Genomic DNA, 16,873 nt, shown 5'->3' with positions numbered 1-16,873 from the left:
AGAGACAATCATGATCCTCACAACCACACACACTGTTCAGGGCCGGGAAATCCGGGAATACAAGGGCATCGTGTGCGGCGAGGTCGTGATTGGCGCGCATCTCGGCAAGGACATCCTGGCGAGCTTTACCAATCTCGTTGGCGGGCGCTCCAATGCCTATGAGAGCACGCTGCGCGAGACGCGCGACGGGGCGCTGGCGGAGATGATCGAGGAGGCCACCCGCCTCGGCGCGCAGGCAATCGTCGGCGTGAAATTCGATTACAGCGTCATTGGCCAGGGCGGCTCGATGATGATGGTAGCCGTGTCGGGCACAGCCGTTACTCTCGCATGAGCGCGCTGACAGCCATCGCGCCCTCCGTCGATGAAATGTATCTGACGGCGGAGAAATGCTTCGCCGAGCTGCCGGACTTCATGCGTAACGCCGCCGGCGATGTGCGCATCATCGTCATGGACTATGCCGAGGACGAGACCCTCGACGAGATGCAGATTGATGACGCGCTGGAGCTGACCGGCCTCTATGTCGGCATGCCGCTGACCATCGAAAGCGTCACCAACCCTTCCGAATACAGACCACTTGTCTATCTTTACCGCCTGCCCATCCTGTTTGAATGGGCCGCACGCGGGGATGTAACGGTGGAGGAACTGGTCACACATGTCTTCATCCATGAGCTGGGTCACCATTTCGGCTGGTCGGACGAGGAGATGGACGCCAAGCTGGAAGAAGAGGACTGACGCCAGGAGAAGCGGGTGTTGCGTGAAAGCGGTATTGGCTTAGACTTCCCTCAACATGATCACAGATTGGGAGAGCCGCAATGTCCAGCCACACCGAACCTGATGGGCTTGGGCTCGCGGCCCTGGTCCGCGACAGAAAGGTTTCTGCCGCAGACCTGCTTGAAACGATTGTTGCGCGCGCAGAGGCGGCGCAGGCGCAGATCAACTGCTTCTCTGCGGTTTATCCCGATCTTGCGAGGGAGCAGCTGAAAGCTGGCGGCATCGAAGGCCCTTATGCGGGCGTTCCCTTCGTGGTGAAGGATCTTGGCGTTGAAGTGAAAGGCGCGCCGGTGACGTCCGGCAGCGCTGCGTTCAAGGGCTATGTCGCCAGCCGGGATTCCACACTCGTGGAGCGTTTCCGCAAGGCAGGGCTCGTCTTCTTTGGCGCAACGACAACCCCCGAATTCGGCCTGACACTGACAACCGAATCGACCCTCTACGGACAAACGCGCAACCCCTGGGATGTCTCGCGAATTGCCGGTGGCTCGTCTGGCGGCGCGGCGGCGGCGGTCGCTTCGGGCGTCCTGCCGGTCGCCCATGCCAGCGATGGCGGCGGATCGATCCGCATTCCTGCCGCTTGCTGCGGTCTCTTTGGTCTCAAGGCATCGCGCGGGCGCATGCCCATGGGACCGGCAAAGACAGAAGGCTGGAACGGCCTCTCCACCGTCGGTGTCGTCAGCCGCAGCGTGCGCGACACGGCCGCGATGCTGGACCTGACCCATGGGCCGGAGACAGGCAGCCGCTATGGCGCGCCCGCGCCTGCTCTGGCTTATCTCTCCGAACTGGAACGCGACCCGCGCCCCTTGCGCATCGCTCTGTGGCCGGTTGCACCGAACGGAACCAAACCTGACTCCGAGGCGGCCGAAGGTCTGGCGAATACGGCAAAACTAATGGAAAGTCTCGGCCATACAGTCGTGGAGGCAGCGCCTCTGATCGATGGCGAAGTCCTCGCCAAGGCCGGCCTGTTCACGATCTCTGCCAATATCGCGGCGCTGGTTGAAGAGCGGGGCATCGCGCGCGGGCGAACTGTGGACGATGACGAACTGGAGCCGATCACCGCGTCCATGGTGCGCCTTGGACGGACGGTTCCGATGATGGAGCTGGCCAAGGCGAACAATGCCTTCATTACCGCTGCGATCATCTACGAACAGTTCCTCGATGCCGGACAGTTTGACCTCACGCTTTCGCCCACCCTTCACCGCGCGCCCGACCTGCTCGGCACCATGGCGCTTACCGCCGACCCTGCCGCCATGGGCGCGGCGGTGGCAGGCTTTGCGCCCCATTGTGCCCTGTTCAACCAGACCGGCTGCCCGGCAATGACCGTGCCGCTGCATTGGACGAAGCCCACCCCGACAGCACCTGGCGGCCTGCCTATCGGCATGATGTTCGGCGCGCGCTATGGCCGCGAAGACCTGCTGCTGTCACTTGCAGGACAATTGGAGCGCGCCGCCCCATGGGCTCACAGGAAGCCACCGGTCTGGGTGGGATGACAAATCCGGCATACAACTGGCACGGCGGCGGTTGTCACTGCGGCGCGGTGCGGTTTGACGTGGCGTTGCCCGATGCCTTCGAGGTGGAAGACTGCAATTGCACCATGTGTGCAATGAGCGGGAACATCCACGTCATCGTTCCGGCCAGCCGGTTCCGGCTCGTTCAGGGCAAGGACAATCTCAGAGAGTACACGTTCAACACCGGCACAGCCAGACACCTGTTCTGCAGGACATGTGGCATCAAGAGTTTCTACATTCCGCGCTCAAACCCGGATGGCTTTGCCGTTACCTGGCGCGCGCTGGATGACGGGATGGACCTGAAGGTCACAGTCGTGCCGTTTGATGGCCAGCACTGGGAGGAAAATGCTGCCCGCCTCGCCCACAAGTCAAAGGACTAACGCGGCGGTTCGCCTCCCGGCGGCGGCGCGTCCTTGCCTTTTCTTTTGTGCTTGCCGTGGTTGTCCTTGGGCCCGGAGAGCATCCAGGCAACCCAGGCCCTCTGATCCGGGCTGAGATCACTGATGCCGTCGAGAACTTCAAGACCGATCCGGTCACGGAGCATTACGTCAGCGTCCCGCAACTCCCTTAGGGCGGCCTCCGCCGCTTGCGGGTCATAGGGCTCTGCAGCCAGTACTTGCGCAAATCGGCTTTCCGCTTCCCGCCGGGCCGCGAGTTCGGACCGCGCTGATTCAAATCCACGCCGCATGAGCGCGCGCACGGCGCGGCGATCTTCGCGCGAAATTTCGGGTATGCCCTCAGGCCGCTCAAAACGGGGGCGTTCCTGGCTCCGTTCCTGGCTCCGTTCCTGCCTGGGCGGATCGGCACGCAGGTGCTGACCGGCGACATAGCCGCCCAGCCCGAGATTCACGAGCAGCGAAACCCCGAGCGCCGCAGGGGCCAGCCAGTTGGGCAATCGGCTCATTCCACGTCCTCCACGGCATAGTTTGCCGGATCAAAGCCGAGCGCGGAAACCAAAAGCTCCTGAACTTCCGCTGTCACGTCGTCATCGGCGCTGGCGGCCGGGGCAACGGTCAATCCCATCAGCAGTCCAAAGGCAGCAGCTGCAAGACCGCTGGCCGGGGCCCAGGGCGTCCTGAGGTCAATCCAGCGGGACAGGCTGCCGCCCGCCCGCTTCGGTTGCGGCGCGGCATCCATGATCGCCTGCGCCAGGGCGGCCGTCATCTCCGGCTCCGGCAACGCGCCAAGCATCAGGTCAAGCTGGCGGGCCTGGGCAATCGGTTCTGCAAACCGCTCGGGATGTGCGCCGAGAAGCGCCTTGCCCTCCGCCTTGTCAGCTTCGGGCCAGCTTGCGGGGTCAGCGCCCCATGTCTCGATCAGCTCGATCAGGCGGGCATCAGTCATGCTGTAGGTCATGAGGCATTCCTTCCTTCGAGCAGTTCCCCGCGCAAGGTGCGCCGGGCGCGTGCCAAGAGGCTTTCAAGGGCTTCAACGCTGACATCCATGATTTCCGCCGCTTCATTCTGTGAGTGTCCCTGCAGGGCGCACAAGGTCAAGGCGGCAGACTGGCGTTCGGGCAAACGGCTGATAGCGGCCTCGACCGCCTTGACCCGCTGCGCCTGATCCAGCGTGTCCTGCGGTCCAAGGGCGGTGTCGGCGTGATCGGGCAATTCATCGGGAAATATTTCGCGGCGCTTGCGCAGGCGGTCATAACAAAGGTTCAGCGCCACCCGGTGCAGCCAGGTGGAGAATTTTGCACGCGGCTCCCAGCTGCCAAGCGCTTTCCATGCGCGGATGAAGGTTTCCTGGGTCACGTCCTCTGCCTCTGCCCTGTCGCCGAGCATGCGTGTGGCCAGCGACAGCACACCGGGACTATAGCGGCTGACCAGCGCGCGAACGGCCGCGGCGTCTCCGGCTGCGGCGCGTGTGATCTGATCAAGGTCCGATGCAAATGCCACGATGGGATGTTTAGCTGAGTCCGGGCCGGTGTCCCCAGAGGCAATCGCAGGGGTGAGCGATTGGCTGCCTCAGGGCTCCGGCCCGGTCCCATATCGGGCCCTATTCGCCAGCTTCTGCTTTCTTCTTGTCGCGCCATTCGCCGCGACGCTCCTTCTTCTTGGCCATGGCGGCATCGCGTTCCGCCTTGGTGAGGGTGCCGTCACTGTCGGCGTCCATCCTGGCGAAGAACTTGATGTGCTCGTCAGTGAATTCGGCGGCGCTTAGCTGGCCATCGCTGTCCTTGTCCATGTTTGCCCAGTGCTCAGCGGCTCTTTCAGCTTTCTTGGCCTGCCATTCAGCGGCCTTGGCCGGGTCCGTGTCGCGGTTCATCCTGCCTTCGCGAACCGGCTTGCCGGCAGCTTCGGCTTCAGCCTGCCTGGCTTCCCGGTTTGCCTTCATCTCGGCGCGCTTTGCCTCATGATGGGCTTTCATCTCATCCTGGGTAACGAAGCCGTCGGAATTTGCATCGATGGTGGCGAAGCGGGCCGCAAGGGCGGCGTCGGCCTCGGCGCGGCTGATATTGCCGTCAGCATCGGCGTCCATCTGCATCAGATGCGCGCCATGGCCGCGATGTCCTTTGCCTGGTCCGGCCTGAGCGGCGAGCGGCATTGCGAGCGCAATTGCGGCGATGCTTGCGAACGCGAGTGTCGAACGTTTCATCTCTGGTCTCCTGTTAACTCCCAGCGCAAATGAAACGGGAGGCGATCAGCTTTCCGTCGTTTTCAGCTGCAGTTTTTCGCGGGCCATTGAATGTACGCGTTTTTTTACCTCCCTTAGGCGCTCTTCGAGCACGTCAAAGCCATCCTCTTCTGCTGCGGCTCGGCAAAAGCGGTTCTTGAGCGCCTCGGGAATGACGGACTCCTCCGGGTTGGTATCGCCCAGAGCCAGCCGTTGGATCTGCTGCAGGGATGAGATTAGATGCAACGCCGCCCGCAGGAAATACCAGTCTTCGGCCTCTTCCGGGGCGTTTGTTTCATCCGCGTCCGCCAGGCCGGACAAGGCAAGCGCCGTTGCCGGACGAATGAGATCGGGCCGTGCCCGGAGCAGCATTTCCTGCTGCGCCATGAACTCAATGTCGATCAGGCCGCCCTCGGACGTTTTAAGGTCCCACAGCCCTTTGTCCGGCTTTTCCCGGTATAGCGTCTCGCGCATGCCGGAAACATCGCCCGGGATGGCCTTGCGCCGCTCGCTGCGGGCGCGGGCACAGATGGCATCGGCGGCCATCGCCAGCACCTCGTTCCCGAGCGCGGCATCGCCGGACACGAAGCGAAGCCGGGTAAGCGCCATATGCTCCCAGGTCCAGGCTTCTTCATTCTGATAGTGGCGAAAGGCAGGCAGGCTGACGGCAACCGGGCCTGCCCGGCCAGACGGGCGCAGGCGCATGTCCACCTCATAAAGTGCGCCTTCCGCCGTTGGCGCCGTCAGCGCCGTGATCAGCCGCTGGGTCAGCCGCGTGAACCAGGCCTGCGCATCGTCAGCCTGCGAATCGTAAATCAGTATGATGTCGAGGTCAGACCCCGCCGTCAGCTCGCCCCCGCCCAGCTTGCCCATCGCAAATACAGCCCATCGCCCCGGACTGTTCCCGTTGCGCCGCATCGTTTCGGCTTCGGCGGCGCCTGACATCTGCCGGATGGTTTCATCCGCCAGGCTGGTCCAGGCTTCGGCCGCCTGGTCTGTCGGCAGCAAGCCGTGCAGCAGCCGGTGCCCGATCAGGAAACTCTGTTCCCGGTGATACCGCCTCCAGCCATCCATTGCCGCATCGAAACTGACCTCGGGCGAAAGCTCCGGCGCGCGCGGGATAACATTGGACACCAGCGCTTCCAGCAAATCCGGCCGGCGCGCAAGTATCTGCGCAAGGCGCGGCGCCAGGGCCAGGGTGGAAACAAGATCATCCAGAAGGTCCGGTTTGGCCAGCAACATCGAGAGCGTCTGCACGCCGGAGGAAAGCCCCTCAAAGAAACGCGAGAACCAGCGAAACGCCTCATCAGGCTCACCGGTCGCGCCCATCGCCTTGAGCATGCCGGGCAGGATCGATGTCAGGATTTCGCGGCCCCGCCCCGTGCGGGTCGCCGGAACCCTTCCCCGGTGCCAGTTCCGGATCGTGTCGATGGCCGATGACGGATCGGAGAAACCGAGATCACTCAGCGTCTTTACCGTACCGGGATCATCATCGACGCCGGTAAATACCAGATTGCCCAGCCCATGGCTTTCTGCGGCTCGGTCTTCCTGCTCAAACAGCGCGTCGTAGGCCCCCTGCACAATCCGGCGTGTTTCCAGCAGATCCCGATCGAAGTCGGCAAGGTTTCCATAGCCGCAAAGATAGGCCACCGACTCCCGCTCCGCCGGATCTGCGGGCACTGTATGGGTCTGCTCATCCTGGCGCATCTGCACGCGGTGTTCGACATTGCGCAGCGCCCTGTAGGCGGTGCTCAGGTCTGCAGCCGTCCGGTCAGAAACGATGCCGCGCGAGCGGAGTTCTTCCATCGCGCCCAGCGTGGAGTTATCGCGCAGCGCCGGCTCCCGCCCGCCGAGAATGAGCTGCTGGGTCTGAACGAAAAACTCGATCTCGCGTATGCCCCCCGGTGAGAGCTTCACATCGGGGGAAACAGACGCAAAGCCGTCAGCGCCCACCTTTGTGTTGATCATTCGCTTGATGGCCTGAATGTCGCCGATGGCCCAATAGTCGAGATTGCGCCGCCAGACATAGGGCTCCAGCCGCGCCTGGAACCGCTGCGCCGCAGTAATGTCGCCGGCCGTCGGGCGGCCTTTGATCCAGACCATCCGCTCCCAGTTCTGCCCCTGGCTCTCATAATAGAGGTCCGCCATTTCCGTTGAGACCGCAACCGGTGTTGATCCAGGGTCAGGCCGCAGGCGCAGATCCGTCCGGAAGACATACCCGTCCGCCGTCGTCTCTTCCATGATGCGCACCATTTCGCGGATCACCCGCTGGGCGGCGTCACCCGGATCGCGGTCTGCGCCGTCAAACCGGCTGCGCTCATAAAATGCGCACACATCAATGTCGCTGGAATAATTCAGCTCGAAGGCGCCCATCTTCCCCAGCGCGACGACAAACAGCCCGTCACTTTTCAGCCCGCGCGCTGCCAGCGCTGACTGCAGCGCCGTCTCGAGGCTAGCCCCCGCAAATTCGGTCAGGTGGCGGGTCACCTCCATCACGTCCATCATGCCGGAAAGGTCTGCAGCCGCCAGCGACAGGTGCGCGGACGCCTTGGCCTGGCGCAGCGCCGCCATCACCTCGTCAACCGGCATGTCCCGTGGCAGGCGGGTGGCCGCCGTCAGCGCCGTTTCAAAATCGAGCCCTGCCCCCCGCTCGGCCAGACGGCGCAGATAGGGCGCATGATCTGCCATGGCCGCAAGGGCCGCCTCCGGGGTCTTCTGAATCGGTCGTATCTCAAGCATGAGCAGAGACTTAGCCGAGCCTCTGTTATCCCACAAACTGCCAGGCAACCTTTCCGCGCGTCAGGCGTCTTGGACATATTACGTCCCCGACGCAGAAACGTAGCAAAGCCCTGCTATGGCGGGCCCGGAAAAGTGGAGTGCCCGAGATGGCTGAAACACGCGAAGAAAGGCTGCGGCGCTTCTTTCAGCAGTATGCAAAGGCCTCCCTTGGCGGGGATGCCGCTGCCATGGCGTCGGCCTATGCGTCCTTCTACATCGAATCCTCGCCGGACACTTTCGCCGTCTGGAAGGTGGATGACGCTTACCGCGCGGGGCTTACCGACCGTCATGGCGTCATGAAGGAACATCTGGGTCTGTCCGCTTTGGAGGTTGATGTCAGGGCCATTGAGGAAGCCGCGCCGTCACATTTCCTTGTCGCCGCTGACTGGCGCATGACCTTTGCCCGCGCCAGGACGGGGCATGTCACCTCCCGCTTTCAGGTCACCTATATCGTTAAAACGCAGCCAGAGCCAAAAATCCTCGCCTGTCTGTCCCACGCATCCCAAGAAGCGGTCCTGCGCCGCGATGGCGTGATCTGATGGCGCCCGCCCGGCATCGTAGATCGTCGCGGCCCCAAGATTGACAGCCGCCCATTTCAGGTTTTCGTTCTTCCCCTGGAAGGGGACGAAATCCATGCTCAGACTGCTGCGCCTGATCGCCGTGCTCACGGTCATTCCGCTGCTGGGCATCGCCGTGACGATTGCGCGCTACCAGGATAGCGCCGGAGGCCTCGAAGGCGCCGTGTCCGGCTCCCTCTCCTGCGCCGGGGCAATCCTCTCTGATCCTCGCGGCTATGCCTGCGGCGAGGCAACCCCCTTCGGCTGGTTGTCTATTGTCTCGACTGGCGTGCTCGCCTTCTCCTTTGCCATCGTCCCCCTGTCTCGCATCGTTGCAGCCCTGCTGGGATCAAACCGGACGATCCTCTCGCTCGGCTTCTGGCCCTATGCCCTGATCACCACCCTGGTGGTCGGCGTCGTCTCGCTGGTGCATTTCGGTATCTTCGCCAGCGGCGTCTATCTGGCGCTCGGCTACTGGCTGGCCTTCCAGGGCGACCTTCTGATCGGCGCCTTTGGCATCATCGGGCTTGGCGCGGCCTATGCGGTGATCCGTGGCCTCGGCGTGTTCTTCACCCGCCCGAAAAGCTATGTCGCCGCCCGCCCGATCAGTTTCTACGAATATCCCCGGCTCGGGCTGATGGTCCGCGACGTTTCCAAAACGCTGCAGGCCAAGATGCCGGACAATGTGATCATCGGGCTGGAGCCAACTTTCTTTGCCACTTCTGCGCCGGTGCATACGCCCTATGGCAAGGGACCGCTGCAGGGCCAGACCCTGCACCTCTCCCTGCCATTGATGAGCCATTTCACCGAAGGCGAGCTGCGCGCCGTCATCGGCCATGAGCTTGGCCATTTCTCCGGCGGGGATACCGCCTATACCATCCGCTTTGCGCCCGTTTACATGGGGCTCGCCAAGGCCAGCGAGGTTTTCTCCGCGCGCGGCCGCCCGATCACCCGCCTCCTTTCCCTGCCCTCCAAATTCCTGATCGACGACCTGATCTACGCCTTTTCCGTGGTCGAGCGGCGCATCGGCCGTCAGCGCGAGCACCGCGCCGATCAGCATGGCGCGCAGGTCTCCTCGCCCGAGGACATTGCCTACTCCCTGCTCAAATCCTCCCTGCTCGGCTCAATGTGGGGCAGCCAGATGGAAGGGGTTGTCACGCGCGGGATGCAGGGGCGCTTCTCGCGCAACATCGTACGCAGCTTTTCCGAAAGCGTCCGGCTCGACGTTGACCGCGCCCGGATCGCCCCGTTGCTGGAGTTTGCCCTTGGCGACAGCGTCCGCCACCCGATCGACACCCATCCGCCGACGGAAGACCGTCTCGCCGCCTTCGGGCTGAACCTTGGCGCAATCTGCGGGGAAGACATGGTTCTGCATCGGTTCTATGGCGCGCCAAAGGTCACCGACGGGCTCGACAACATGACCGCGCTGGAGGAAGACCTCACCGCCCTGCAATACCATCTCATGAGCGAGATGTGGCCAAAGGAGCAATCGGCCGAACAGGGCATCGACGAAATCTTCGGCTACCTGCTGACAGACTTCCTTGCCCTCATGGTGACGATAGATGGCAGCGTGGATGACCGGGAAATCGTCATCGCCGAGACCCGCGCCATGGAACTCTTCGGCGGGCTCGACCGGGAAGGCTTCCGCGAACGCTGCCGCCATCCAGGCGACATCCCCTCGCTGGACCGGATGATTTCCTTCGCCAACAAGCTGCTCAACGAACACGGCATCGCCAATCTCAAGACCGTGCTGCGCCAGATTGCTGAGGCCGATGGAGAGATTGCGGAGAAGGAAGCCCAGCTGCTCGCTCTCCTGGAGGCAAACCTTCGGCCCGAAGACCCGCCGGAGGAAGGCAGCTGAGACATCGGCGGGCCTTTCCCCGTCCGGCCTGCCTCTGCTAGGGAAGAAGCATCATGAAAGCCGTCCTCGCCTCTGTCCTGATTGCCTTCGCCGCCGGCGCACCGCTGGACGATCCCGATCAGGAACTGCGTGCGCAGGCCCTGATGCGCGAAGTGCGCTGCGTGGCCTGCGAGAACGAGCCGGTCTCACAATCCTCTGCCCCGATCGCCGAGGACATGCGCACCCGCATCCGCGAAATGGTCGCCGAAGGCGCCACCAACGCAGAAATTCGGGACTGGTTTGTCAGCCGTTATGGCGAATTCGTGCTGTTCCGCCCCCCGGCGCGCGACCCGGCCAGCTGGCTCCTCTGGGGCTTGCCCTTCATTCTCCTGGCCGCCGGCGCCAGTGTCGGCATCGTGTTCGCGGCCAGCGCGAAGCGCAAAACCGGTGAAGTCGAGGCTGAGGACGTCTGAAACGGGCGTTGCGGCAGCCTCAATTAAAGTCCGGGAGGCCTTCAAGCCGCCGTGATTGCACCTAACTGTCTTTTAATGACCACTCTTCGTGTGTCATGTTTATGTTTTGGCCAACGCCCTTACTGGCGTAAAATCAGCGATCTGGAGAATTTGATGCGCAAAATCGGGATTTCGGCTCAGGCACTCATTGCTGCTGCCTTCGGAGCTGCGATCATGGGAGGCGCGGTCTCGGTTCCGAAACTTCTCGCGCCGGAAGCCGGCGCTCAACCTATCGCCATCCAGGCGCCCCCAGGCGCGCCGCTGAGCTTCGCAGACCTGATCGAAAAAGTCGAACCAGCCGTCGTCAGTGTCAACGTCATCGCCACCCAGGATGTGGGCGGCGTTCAGGACATGGAACAGTTTCTCGAGCGCTTCCGCGGCGCCCCCGGCCTGGAAGAATTCTTCCAGCAGCGCCCCGCCCCGCAGGAAACACCCCGTCAGCGCGAGTCGCGCTCCCTCGGCTCGGGCTTCTTCATTTCCGAAGACGGCCTCATTGTTACCAACCACCACGTCATTGACCGCGCCACCCAGATCCAGATCGTCACCTCTGACGGCAAGGAACTGGACGCAGAACTCGTCGGTTCGGACCTGCAGACCGATCTTGCTGTCCTCCGCGTGAAGGAAAAAGGCAAATACCCCCACGTCAGATTCGGCTCCTCTGAGAAAGTCCGCAAGGGCGACTGGGTCGTGGCTCTCGGCAATCCCTTCGGCCTCGGCGGAACGGCCACCGCCGGCATTCTCTCGGCAAATGGCCGCGAGCTTGGCGCCGGCAGCCCGTACACGGACTTCATCCAGATCGACGCCCCCATCAACCGGGGCAATTCCGGCGGCCCGACCTTTGACCTTCAGGGCAATGTCATCGGCGTGAACTCGCAGATCCTTTCGCCTACCGGCGGCTCGGTCGGCATCGGTTTCGCGATCCCCGCCGAACTCGCCAAGGAAGTGACCGACACGCTCATCAAGGATGGCCGCGTCTCGCGCGGCTGGCTCGGCGTCACGATCGGCGACCTCACACCGGAATTTGCCGAAGCCCTCGGCATTGAAGACACGCAGGGTTCGCTGATTGCCGATGTCACCATCGGCAGCCCCGCCGAAAGAGGCGGCCTTCTGCGCAACGACATCATTCTCTCGGTCAATGGCCAGAAGGTAACAGACGCAACCTCGACAACCCGTATTGTTGGCCGCCTCATCGCGAATACCTCGAACAAGTTCGAGATCATCCGCAATGGCAAGCGCCAGACAATCAACGTCACTGTGGGCGAGCGTCCGAATGATCCGTATGCTGCGCAGGGCAATCCGTCTGCTCCGGGAAGCAACAACGGCGTTCAGACGCCCGGCGTCCCTGGCGTCCTGCTCGAGGATCTGGGCGTACGTCTGATGCCGATGCCGGAAGACGTCCGCCAGCGTCTCGGCCTTCGCCCGACCGACACCGGCCTTGCCATCATGGAAGTGACGCCGGACGGCCCCTTTGACAAAGCAGGCCTTGAGCGCGGCCTCGTCATCTTGGAAGCAAATGGCCAGCCGGTTCCGACCATTGACGCTTTCGAGAAGACCGTGAAGGACGCCCGCGCGGCCAGCCGGTCAAAAATCCTGCTGGCCGTCCGCGTCGGCCAGTCCACGACTTACCTCACTGTAGATTTGCCGGCAGGCTGAAGGAGCCAACATGACGTTGATGGAGACCAGCATGGTCGAAACAGATTCCACGGCCTCACTGAAAGTCCTCGTGATCGAGGATGACAATGACATGGCGAGCTTCATCGAGAAGGTTCTCGCAGACGCCGGACACAAGGTTGAACGCGCCAGCGATGGCGCCTCGGGCCTCGCCCGGGCCCGGGCGGGCGACTTTGACGCCCTCGTCGTGGACCGGATGCTTCCGGAAAAGGACGGGCTGACCCTGCTGCAGGAGTTCCGCGCAGCCGGCGGCACCACTCCGGCCCTCTTCCTCTCGGCTCTGGGCGACGTCCAGAACAAGGTGCAAGGCCTTCGGGCCGGCGCCGAAGACTATCTGGGCAAGCCCTTCGCTCCGGCAGAGCTCGCTGCCCGTGTAGAAGCCCTCGGCCGCCGCCAGACCAGCGCCGAGCCGCCGGTTACGGTGCTCAAGGCGGGCGACCTCGAAATGAACCTCCTCACGCGCAAGGTCACCCGAGGCGGCAAGAAGATCGATCTCCAGCCACGCGAATTCCGCCTCTTGGAATACCTGATGCGCCATGCCGGACAGGTCGTCACCCGCACGATGCTGCTGGAAAAAGTGTGGGACTATAATTTCGACCCTCAGACCAACGTGATCGACGTCCACATCTCCCGCCTGCGGGCCAAGATCGACAAGGAGTTCGGCGAGCCGCTGCTCCAGACCGTCCGCGGCGCCGGATACCGGCTGCAAGGCCAGGGCTAGACCTTTTGGAGCGGCGCTGGCACCTAGCGCGAGATGAAAACGCCGCTCCAGCTTCCCGCATGGCTTGCCCCGATTGTGCCAGACAAGGCGCAGCTCCTGCAGCCATTGCGGATTTTGGGGCGCGGCATCAGGGCAGGATGGCGCGGGATCGGCCGGGGCCTCTCCCGTCTCCCCTTCATGGCCCAGATCAAGAAGGCGATGCCCGCCTTTGCGCGCACAACGACCTTCAAGCTCACAATCCTCTATTCTGCGATGATCGCGGCCTTCTTCGGCGCGCTGCTGGTCTATCTCTACTATTCGACGGTGTATTATATCCGCGCCGAGTCCGAAAACCGCATCACGGTCGAGTTCGAGCAGCTCGCCAATGCCTACTATACCGGTGGCATGGAACGCCTCAGCCAGTCTGTGTTCGAGCGGATGACCCTCTCAGGCTCCCAGTTCTTCTATTATCTTGAAGACTCCTCCGGCCGGAAGATCGCAGGCCATTTCCCCCGCCTGCCCGCCGATCCGCCCACGGCCGGCATGAAGACGGTCTATTTCGATTTCGAACTCCCCCAGGCCGATGGCACCAACACCCTGCGCCCGGCGGCGGGCCGCATCGTGCGCCTGCGGGACAATGGCGGCGCGCTGATGGTCGCCTTCGATACGGCCCAGCAGACCGTGATCGTCGGGCGCATCCGCAACGCGGTCTATGTGGCCATGCCCATCGCGCTGATCCTGTCGCTCGCCGGCGGCCTCCTCATCTCGCGCGGCGCGGCCAAACGCGCCGACGAACTTGCCAAGACCACAGAGGCCGTCATGGGCGGCGAGCTTGGCCGCCGGATGCCCGTGCGTGGCACAGGCGACGAGTTCGACCGCCTCGCCCAGCGTCTCAACGCCATGCTCGACCAGATCCAGAAACTGGTGGAGTCTTCCCGTCACACCGGCAACGCCATCGCCCATGACCTGCGCTCGCCGCTCACGCGCCTGCGCAACCGTCTGGAGCTCGCCCTCAGCAAACCGCTCTCAGAAGACGCGGCCAACGAAACGCTTGGCACAACGCTGTCGGAAGTGGACCGCGTCCTCGACACGTTCAACGCGATCCTGCGCCTCGCCCGCCTCGATGCAGGCTCGGAAGGCACACTCGCCCGGATGGATCTCAGCGGCCTTGCCGAAGAGCTTGCCGAACTGTTCGATCCGGCCTGTGAGGAGGCCAGCCTCTCCTTCAAAAGCCAGGTCGCCAAGAACCTCGTCATCCTTGGCGACAAGGACCTGATCGGTCAGGCCCTCGCCAACCTGCTCGACAATGCAGTGAAATACACCCCTTCCGGCGGCGCCATCAGCTTCACCGCCAGCCGCACGCCCGACGGCATGATTGATCTGACGGTCATCGACTCCGGCCCGGGCATTCCGGTCGACGAGCGGGACAAGGTCACCCAGCGTTTCCACCGCCTCGATTCGGCGCGCACCCTTCCGGGCTCCGGACTTGGCCTCGCGCTGGTGGAATCGGTCGCAGAATTGCACCGGGGCGAGCTGATCCTCGATGCCGGCAATGGCCTGCCCGAGACGCCCGGCCTGAAGGCTACGCTTCGCCTGCCGCGGGCTTGAGCGCGCGCCGCTTCGGCCACATCGCCAGCAATCCGCCCAGCCCGATCAGGATGGTCCCGAGATAGAGAACATCCACCATCGGATTGTAGTAGACGCGGAACACCCAGCGCGCTTCACCGTCCACCTCGCGCTGCTCGCCCAGCGCCACATAGAGGTCGCCCATGCCCGTCTTGTGGATTGCTGTCTCGGTCGTTGGCATCATTGCGGCGGGATAGAACCGTTTCATCGGCAGAAGCTCTGCGCTCACCGCGCCCTTGCGCGCCGTCATCACGGCCTTGTCGGCATACCAGTTCGGCCCTTCGATCGCGCGCACTTCTTCGAGCGTTATCTCCCATCCCGCAACGCTGCCTTTGCCGCCTTCGGTCAGTGCCAGCGTCGCTTCATAGCGCCCGCTGGTTTCAAGCACCGCGCCGATCACGAAAAAGCCCAGCCCCGCATGTGCGAGTGTCATCGCCCAGACACGGGCGGGCATCTTGAACACACGTCCCAGCGTCATCGCCCGGCGCTTCATCTCCAGCGCAGCGCCAGCGAGCAGCCAGATCCCGACCGCAAGGCCGAACGCCGCGCCCAGGGGAATATCCAGCGGCCCGATGCCCAGCAGCATGAACACCCCGGTAAGAGCCGCTCCGCCCACCGCCCAGCGCGCCCAGCCCTTCAGGTCCGCCTTGCCCCAGGCCCATGCCTGTACCACCGGCAGGAAGATCAGGGCCAGCACAAGGATCGGCACAAAAGTCAGATTGAAATAGGGCTCACCAACCGAAATCGTCCGCCCGAACGCTTGGGCAATGAGGGGAAACAGCGTTCCCAGAAGAACTGTCAGCGTGGCAACAATAAGCACCACATTGTTCGCCATCAGCGCGCCTTCGCGGCTGAGCAGCGTCCACGGCTTGCCGCCCACCAGCGACGGCGCCCGCAGCGCAAACAGGCCGAGCGCAAAGCCGCCATATCCCAGCAGGCCGAGCAGCAGCAGGGTCCCGCGCTCAGGGTCGACGGCAAAGGCATGCACGGATGTCAACACGCCCGAGCGGACAAGAAACGCGCCCAGGATCGAGAACAGGTAGGACAGCACCGCCAGAAGCGCGGTCCAGGCCGCAAAACTCTCGCGCTTCTCCGTAACGATGACCGAATGCAGCAGCGCCGCCCCGATCAGCCAGGGCATCAGCGAGGCATTTTCCACCGGATCCCAGAACCACCAGCCGCCCCAGCCGAGCTCGTAATACGCCCAGTAGGAACCCAGCGCGATGCCCAGCGTCAGCGGCGCAAACGCCGCCAGAGACCAGATCCGTGCTTCCTTCGCCCACACCCGGTCAATCCGGCCTTCCATAAGGCCGGCGGCCGCCAGGGCAAAGACAAAGGAGTATCCGACATAGCCAAGGTAAAGCATGGGCGGGTGCAGCGCGAGCCCAGGATCCTGCAGGAGCGGGTTCAGCCCTGAGCCCTGAAACGGGGCCGGATCAAGCCGCAGGAAAGGCGAGGACGCAAACAGCAGATATGCCATCGATCCCACCGCGAGCATGCCCTGCACGCCGAGCGCGCGCGCCTCGAACGTCTCGCGTCCGGTCCGCATTGTCGCGGCCGCAACCGCGCCAAAGCCGATGGTGACCAGGCACCACATGGCCATCGAGCCTTCATGGTTCCCCCATGTGCCGGCAATCTTGTAGATCATCGGCTTGAGCGTGTGGGAGTTGTTGGCCACCAGCGCGACGGAGAAATCCGAGCGCATGAAGGCAAACACCAGGATCAGGAAAGACAGCGTCATGACGCCAAACGCGGCAATCGCCGAAAGCCCCGCCAGCCGCCGCTCGCCCTTCAGGCCCAGCACCGCCTGCGCCAGCGATAGCCCCAGCGCCAGGAACGCCGCAAAATGCGCAAGTTCGATCATCCGCCCGCCTCGAGCGGTCTGAGCTCACGCGGCTGGTAGTTCTCGTCATGCTTGGCGAGCAGCTGGCGCGCGGTGAACTCGCCCTCGGGCGTAAACCTGCCGGTCGCCACAACGCCTTGTCCCTCCCGGAAGAGGTCGGGCGCCACGCCGGTAAAGCTTACCGTGATCGTGCTCGGGCTGTTGTCGATCACCACAAACCGCATTGTCGCCCCGCCATCTCCATAGGTCAGTGATCCAGGCTCAACCCAGCCGCCGACCTTTACCTCGCGCCCTTCCTCGGGAAATCCTTTTTCCGCAAGAACTTCAGGCGTGTAGAAGAGATTGGCGTTCTCGCGCAGCGCAAAGAACGCCAGCGCTGCCGCCGCCAGGACGAGAAGGGCAGCGATGCCAAAGGTATAGAGCCGACGGGTCCGTGCACGCATGTAATTCG

17 protein-coding genes are annotated in these 16,873 nt (G+C 63.4%); 10 read left to right on the top strand and 7 right to left on the bottom strand.

From position 1 onward, the window contains the following. The first annotated feature begins 10 nt into the window (after positions 1 to 10). The 4 genes from KG722_RS01845 to KG722_RS01830 all read left to right on the top strand — a co-directional run bounded on the left by KG722_RS01845 (position 11) and on the right by KG722_RS01830 (position 2,659). Positions 11 to 331 (top strand): YbjQ family protein, encoded by a 321-nt coding sequence (locus tag KG722_RS01845; protein WP_213268932.1) that lies wholly within the window; start codon positions 11 to 13, stop codon positions 329 to 331. Next, entirely contained in the window at positions 328 to 732 is a 405-nt protein-coding gene (locus KG722_RS01840) for a metallopeptidase family protein (protein WP_213268931.1), read from the top strand. Before KG722_RS01845 ends, KG722_RS01840 begins: the two co-directional genes overlap by 4 nt. Positions 733 to 812: 80 nt before the next feature. Next, positions 813 to 2,261 carry an amidase gene (locus KG722_RS01835; protein WP_213268929.1) on the top strand — a complete coding sequence of 483 codons (1,449 nt, stop codon included), beginning with the start codon at positions 813 to 815 and terminating at the stop codon, positions 2,259 to 2,261. Further along, positions 2,258 to 2,659 carry a GFA family protein gene (locus KG722_RS01830; RefSeq protein WP_300998159.1) on the top strand — a complete coding sequence of 134 codons (402 nt, stop codon included), beginning with the start codon at positions 2,258 to 2,260 and terminating at the stop codon, positions 2,657 to 2,659. The genes KG722_RS01835 and KG722_RS01830 overlap by 4 nt, the downstream gene beginning before the upstream one ends. Here KG722_RS01830 and KG722_RS01825 read toward each other — a convergent pair. The 5 genes from KG722_RS01825 to KG722_RS01805 form a co-directional block, all read right to left on the bottom strand. After that, positions 2,656 to 3,183: a periplasmic heavy metal sensor gene (locus KG722_RS01825; RefSeq protein WP_213268925.1), complete on the bottom strand. Its 528-nt coding sequence runs from the start codon at positions 3,181 to 3,183 to the stop codon at positions 2,656 to 2,658. The genes KG722_RS01830 and KG722_RS01825 overlap by 4 nt on opposite strands. After that, complete coding sequence (locus KG722_RS01820) at positions 3,180 to 3,635, bottom strand: hypothetical protein (protein ID WP_213268923.1); 456 nt, start codon at positions 3,633 to 3,635, stop codon at positions 3,180 to 3,182. Before KG722_RS01820 ends, KG722_RS01825 begins: the two co-directional genes overlap by 4 nt. Further along, positions 3,632 to 4,177 carry an RNA polymerase sigma factor gene (locus tag KG722_RS01815; RefSeq protein WP_213268921.1) on the bottom strand — a complete coding sequence of 182 codons (546 nt, stop codon included), beginning with the start codon at positions 4,175 to 4,177 and terminating at the stop codon, positions 3,632 to 3,634. Before KG722_RS01815 ends, KG722_RS01820 begins: the two co-directional genes overlap by 4 nt. Before the next feature lie 100 nt (positions 4,178 to 4,277). Continuing rightward, positions 4,278 to 4,877 carry a hypothetical protein gene (locus tag KG722_RS01810; RefSeq protein ID WP_213268919.1) on the bottom strand — a complete coding sequence of 200 codons (600 nt, stop codon included), beginning with the start codon at positions 4,875 to 4,877 and terminating at the stop codon, positions 4,278 to 4,280. A gap of 45 nt (positions 4,878 to 4,922) precedes the next feature. Beyond that, positions 4,923 to 7,583, bottom strand: coding sequence for a bifunctional [glutamine synthetase] adenylyltransferase/[glutamine synthetase]-adenylyl-L-tyrosine phosphorylase (locus tag KG722_RS01805; RefSeq protein WP_300998158.1), 2,661 nt, complete (start codon positions 7,581 to 7,583; stop codon positions 4,923 to 4,925). 197 nt (positions 7,584 to 7,780) lie between these two features. Here KG722_RS01805 and KG722_RS01800 point away from each other — a divergent pair, with 197 nt between their 5' ends. From KG722_RS01800 to KG722_RS01775, 6 genes are all read left to right on the top strand, one after another. Then, positions 7,781 to 8,212: a hypothetical protein gene (locus tag KG722_RS01800; RefSeq protein WP_213268915.1), complete on the top strand. Its 432-nt coding sequence runs from the start codon at positions 7,781 to 7,783 to the stop codon at positions 8,210 to 8,212. A 94-nt stretch (positions 8,213 to 8,306) separates the two neighbouring features. Next, positions 8,307 to 10,091, top strand: coding sequence for a M48 family metalloprotease (locus KG722_RS01795; protein WP_213268913.1), 1,785 nt, complete (start codon positions 8,307 to 8,309; stop codon positions 10,089 to 10,091). 53 nt (positions 10,092 to 10,144) lie between these two features. Then, positions 10,145 to 10,543 carry a cytochrome c-type biogenesis protein gene (locus tag KG722_RS01790; RefSeq protein ID WP_213268911.1) on the top strand — a complete coding sequence of 133 codons (399 nt, stop codon included), beginning with the start codon at positions 10,145 to 10,147 and terminating at the stop codon, positions 10,541 to 10,543. A gap of 153 nt (positions 10,544 to 10,696) precedes the next feature. Continuing rightward, positions 10,697 to 12,235 (top strand): trypsin-like peptidase domain-containing protein, encoded by a 1,539-nt coding sequence (locus tag KG722_RS01785; RefSeq protein WP_213268909.1) that lies wholly within the window; start codon positions 10,697 to 10,699, stop codon positions 12,233 to 12,235. 58 nt (positions 12,236 to 12,293) lie between these two features. Further along, positions 12,294 to 12,974 (top strand): winged helix-turn-helix domain-containing protein, encoded by a 681-nt coding sequence (locus KG722_RS01780; RefSeq protein WP_213269114.1) that lies wholly within the window; start codon positions 12,294 to 12,296, stop codon positions 12,972 to 12,974. 33 nt (positions 12,975 to 13,007) lie between these two features. Beyond that, on the top strand, positions 13,008 to 14,561 hold the full coding sequence (locus KG722_RS01775; RefSeq protein WP_213268907.1) for a HAMP domain-containing sensor histidine kinase: 1,554 nt from the start codon (positions 13,008 to 13,010) through the stop codon (positions 14,559 to 14,561). Here the strand turns inward: KG722_RS01775 and KG722_RS01770 are convergent. Together KG722_RS01770 and KG722_RS01765 are read right to left on the bottom strand one after the other, a co-directional pair. Beyond that, positions 14,536 to 16,443: a heme lyase CcmF/NrfE family subunit gene (locus tag KG722_RS01770; protein WP_213268905.1), complete on the bottom strand. Its 1,908-nt coding sequence runs from the start codon at positions 16,441 to 16,443 to the stop codon at positions 14,536 to 14,538. The two genes, KG722_RS01775 and KG722_RS01770, sit on opposite strands and share 26 nt — an antisense overlap. After that, positions 16,440 to 16,865, bottom strand: a complete 426-nt coding sequence (locus tag KG722_RS01765) for a cytochrome c maturation protein CcmE (RefSeq protein ID WP_213268903.1) — start codon at positions 16,863 to 16,865, stop codon at positions 16,440 to 16,442. The genes KG722_RS01770 and KG722_RS01765 overlap by 4 nt, the downstream gene beginning before the upstream one ends. Positions 16,866 to 16,873 lie beyond the last annotated feature (8 nt).

The sequence above is a fragment of the Hyphomonas sp. genome (genome assembly GCF_018402285.1).
Lineage (GTDB): Bacteria > Pseudomonadota > Alphaproteobacteria > Caulobacterales > Hyphomonadaceae > Hyphomonas.
This window is presented reverse-complemented; position numbering and strand designations above follow the sequence as displayed.

Excerpts from the sequence above, each read along its gene's own strand:
- KG722_RS01845 (WP_213268932.1), top strand. The coding sequence starts at position 11 with ATGATCCTCACAACCACACACACTGTTCAGGGCCGGGAAATCCGGGAA.
- KG722_RS01840 (WP_213268931.1), top strand. The coding sequence starts at position 328 with ATGAGCGCGCTGACAGCCATCGCGCCCTCCGTCGATGAAATGTATCTG.
- KG722_RS01835 (WP_213268929.1), top strand. The coding sequence starts at position 813 with ATGTCCAGCCACACCGAACCTGATGGGCTTGGGCTCGCGGCCCTGGTC.
- KG722_RS01830 (WP_300998159.1), top strand. The coding sequence starts at position 2,258 with ATGACAAATCCGGCATACAACTGGCACGGCGGCGGTTGTCACTGCGGC.
- KG722_RS01825 (WP_213268925.1), bottom strand. The coding sequence starts at position 3,183 with ATGAGCCGATTGCCCAACTGGCTGGCCCCTGCGGCGCTCGGGGTTTCG.
- KG722_RS01820 (WP_213268923.1), bottom strand. The coding sequence starts at position 3,635 with ATGACCTACAGCATGACTGATGCCCGCCTGATCGAGCTGATCGAGACA.
- KG722_RS01810 (WP_213268919.1), bottom strand. The coding sequence starts at position 4,877 with ATGAAACGTTCGACACTCGCGTTCGCAAGCATCGCCGCAATTGCGCTC.
- KG722_RS01805 (WP_300998158.1), bottom strand. The coding sequence starts at position 7,583 with ATGGCAGATCATGCGCCCTATCTGCGCCGTCTGGCCGAGCGGGGGGCA.
- KG722_RS01800 (WP_213268915.1), top strand. The coding sequence starts at position 7,781 with ATGGCTGAAACACGCGAAGAAAGGCTGCGGCGCTTCTTTCAGCAGTAT.
- KG722_RS01795 (WP_213268913.1), top strand. The coding sequence starts at position 8,307 with ATGCTCAGACTGCTGCGCCTGATCGCCGTGCTCACGGTCATTCCGCTG.
- KG722_RS01790 (WP_213268911.1), top strand. The coding sequence starts at position 10,145 with ATGAAAGCCGTCCTCGCCTCTGTCCTGATTGCCTTCGCCGCCGGCGCA.
- KG722_RS01785 (WP_213268909.1), top strand. The coding sequence starts at position 10,697 with ATGCGCAAAATCGGGATTTCGGCTCAGGCACTCATTGCTGCTGCCTTC.
- KG722_RS01775 (WP_213268907.1), top strand. The coding sequence starts at position 13,008 with ATGAAAACGCCGCTCCAGCTTCCCGCATGGCTTGCCCCGATTGTGCCA.
- KG722_RS01770 (WP_213268905.1), bottom strand. The coding sequence starts at position 16,443 with ATGATCGAACTTGCGCATTTTGCGGCGTTCCTGGCGCTGGGGCTATCG.
- KG722_RS01765 (WP_213268903.1), bottom strand. The coding sequence starts at position 16,865 with ATGCGTGCACGGACCCGTCGGCTCTATACCTTTGGCATCGCTGCCCTT.